Origin of the sequence: Thiomicrospira sp., assembly GCF_036568485.1 — a bacterium.
Lineage (GTDB): Bacteria > Pseudomonadota > Gammaproteobacteria > Thiomicrospirales > Thiomicrospiraceae > Thiomicrospira.
The window spans coordinates 1-2,694 of sequence record NZ_DATCSL010000130.1; the positions used below are offsets into that span (position 1 = coordinate 1).

Consider the following 2,694-nt stretch of genomic DNA (forward strand, 5'->3'; position numbering starts at 1 on the left):
GGCACTGTTTTTGCTTATAACTCCTGTTCGAACCTTCCCTCCTTCCAGTTATTACTTGCTGGTTATTTACCCCATAGTAAAGTCATTTACTGGAAGTGATGAAGGGTCAAGGTGGAGGCTGTCCCGAAGGGCAGCACTACCTTGACGCAAAGCACGACAGTAATATGATTTACGGCGGGGTCAATAACAATATACTATGCCTTCTTGCCAATCTTAAAAAATAACTGGTTACTAACAAATAAATAGGTTACCATATGACTAAGCAACGAAATCGAGTTAACTTAACTTTAGACGATGAACTGTTTGCAACGTTGACAGAACTATCAGAGTTATCAGGCACGCCGAGGGCTGCAATCATTAATGAGCTGCTTACAGAGGTTAAGCCTCAATTAGATTTATCTATCGATTTGATTAAGAAGTTAAGAGCCAACGAAATGCAGATGTCAGACGCAAGAATGGTATTTAATAATTTGATTGCCGATGCTGGAGATGTGATTAACCAAGCTCAGGGCGACATAAACAGAGCCTTGAGAGAAATTAACAAACCTGACGAGGAGTCAGACGACAATGCTACAGATAACGGGAAAAGTAATTAACGTATTCACTACGGAAGCAGGAAAAGGCAAAGACGGTACAGAGTACGCCGAGCGCCATAAGGTGCAGTTAATGGGTCAGGTTGCGCTACCCAATGGTGATGTGAAAATGGATTTGATGGATTTAACCATTGATGATTTAGCAGAGTGGAACGACAAGCAAGGCAAAACGGTATCAATCGACATTGGAGCGTTCGCCCCGAGCAAAGGCAATATTATTTACTTCGTAAGCAAGGGTTCTAAGCCTAGTGTGAGAGGTGTTGCCAATGCAAGCGCCTAACATTGAAGGAGCTACTATAATGATAGTAACTGAGCCTGATGTGGTTACTCTATTGCAGATAGCTATCAATCATCTAGCAATGAGCATTGATGACGGTTCTTTTGACTTACACGGAGCTAATGAGGAGGCAATTATGGATAACCTCTTTGAGCTTAATAATTATATGGAAGGTATATTATTAAGTAACTTTTCTTAGGCAATAAAAAACCCCTGATACGGCTGGCAGGCCTACAGGGGTTTTACTACATATAACAGGGTCTATTATACCATGAAAAATAAAATAAGTAATATTTCTGCATCGCAAGCGCTCGGGACTGGTGTGTGTGGTGTACGACTCCCCGACTCGACGCACACACACGCGAGTCCCGATAGCGCCCTTGGTACTATTACGAAATTGCATGTAATGCCCACAGGACAAGGGCTAGAGCAAAATGACTATAATTCAGTGCTTAATCGTGCTGAAAAATATTCTCTAAAATACCTAGCGTGTTCCATCTTGAATGAAACCGTTGTCAGAAAGAAATCATCAGGTGAAGAATATCGTTCTTATGTTCACCGTGTGAACTACTGCTTAAGCCGTCGCATAAGCAAGGATAAAGACGTTGATGTCCGTTATAACGAGACAAGAAAGAAGGCTCACTTCGGCAACTTGCAACGCTGTGGCAGTGTTTGGACTTGTCCAATCTGTGCAGCTCAAATAACAGAAGGTAGAAGATTAGAAGTTAAGTCGGGATTTACTAATTGGCTGAATGGTGGCGGATCGGTTTACATGGCTACTTTTACCAATCCTCACCACTATGGCGATAACTTGGAGCATCAGTTAAGCGGTCAAAAAAAAGCCTTTAAGAAGTTTTGGGAAAAAACCAAAGTCGTAAAAATGTTGAAATGCTTAGGCTATAAGGGTCGTATAGTGGCAACCGAGGTTACGCATGGCGTGAACGGTTGGCATCCTCATTATCATGTAATCCTATTCTTTGACCATGAAATAAATATTCAGGGCTTACAGAGTTTTTTAGCTCTTGAATGGCAAGATGCTTGCCGTAAAGCAGGTATGAAAATACCTAGTCTTGAGCATGGCGTAGATGTTCGTGATGGAACGTATGCCGATAAATACATCAGTAAGTGGGGTCTTGAGCATGAAGTAACGAAAGGACACGTTAAAAAGGGTCGTGAAGGCTCGCTGACACCTTTTGACCTGCTTAGACAGTCAGAAGGTAACCCACACTATCAACGGCTGTTTAAAGAGTATGCAGACGCTTTTAAGGGTAAGCATCAACTGTTTTGGTCTAAAGGTTTAAAGAAGTTGTTAGAAGTTGATGTTAAGACAGATGAGGAGCTTGCTACCGAAACCGATAAAGATAGCGTTTTAGTTGATGAAATGGACGTTACCATATTTGAATTGGTTAATAAGTATCGCAAACATTCCGAAGTTCTACATGCTGTTGAATTGGATAAGCTTGATGACGGCAATAGGTATTTTGACCTTTTGTGGTCACTTGCTGAAATAGAGGCTGATGAAATCAGGCGTAATATGGACTTGTCCGCGTCCTAGCATCTGCCTTACCCGAGGAGGAGGAGCTACGACGATCGACGACGGTAGGCAAGGGCGTAGGCGCGCATTAGCTTTTAACTCTCTGTTAAGAGCGAACTTAGGAGTGTATAACCAAAAGACCCACAAGGGGCACTGTTTTTGCTTATAACTCCTGTTCGAACCTTCCCTCCTTCCAGTTATTACTTGCTGGTTATTTACCCCATAGTAAAGTCATTTACTGGAAGTGATGAAGGGTCAAGGTGGAGGCTGTCCCGAAGGGCAGCACTACC

At 42.5% G+C, this 2,694-nt stretch carries 4 protein-coding genes; all 4 read left to right on the forward strand.

Going from position 1 to position 2,694, the window contains the following annotated elements; all coding sequences use genetic code 11:
* Positions 1-254 precede the first annotated feature (254 nt).
* Positions 255-596 carry a CopG family transcriptional regulator gene (locus VIM91_RS11810; protein WP_331865007.1) on the forward strand — a complete coding sequence of 114 codons (342 nt, stop codon included), beginning with the start codon at positions 255-257 and terminating at the stop codon, positions 594-596.
* A complete protein-coding gene (locus tag VIM91_RS11815) occupies positions 568-873 on the forward strand; it encodes a hypothetical protein (RefSeq protein WP_331865008.1) in 306 nt (101 codons plus the stop codon). The genes VIM91_RS11810 and VIM91_RS11815 overlap by 29 nt, the downstream gene beginning before the upstream one ends.
* Positions 860-1,069: a hypothetical protein gene (locus VIM91_RS11820; RefSeq protein WP_331865009.1), complete on the forward strand. Its 210-nt coding sequence runs from the start codon at positions 860-862 to the stop codon at positions 1,067-1,069. The genes VIM91_RS11815 and VIM91_RS11820 overlap by 14 nt, the downstream gene beginning before the upstream one ends.
* Before the next feature lie 72 nt (positions 1,070-1,141).
* The gene (locus VIM91_RS11825) at positions 1,142-2,425 is read left to right on the forward strand and encodes a protein rep (protein ID WP_331865010.1); all 1,284 of its coding nucleotides are present in this window, start codon (positions 1,142-1,144) and stop codon (positions 2,423-2,425) included.
* The last annotated feature ends 269 nt before the right edge of the window (positions 2,426-2,694 follow it).

Coding starts and splice junctions, on each gene's coding strand:
- VIM91_RS11810 (WP_331865007.1), top strand. CDS start 255: ATGACTAAGCAACGAAATCGAGTTAACTTAACTTTAGACGATGAACTG.
- VIM91_RS11815 (WP_331865008.1), top strand. CDS start 568: ATGCTACAGATAACGGGAAAAGTAATTAACGTATTCACTACGGAAGCA.
- VIM91_RS11820 (WP_331865009.1), top strand. CDS start 860: ATGCAAGCGCCTAACATTGAAGGAGCTACTATAATGATAGTAACTGAG.
- VIM91_RS11825 (WP_331865010.1), top strand. CDS start 1,142: ATGAAAAATAAAATAAGTAATATTTCTGCATCGCAAGCGCTCGGGACT.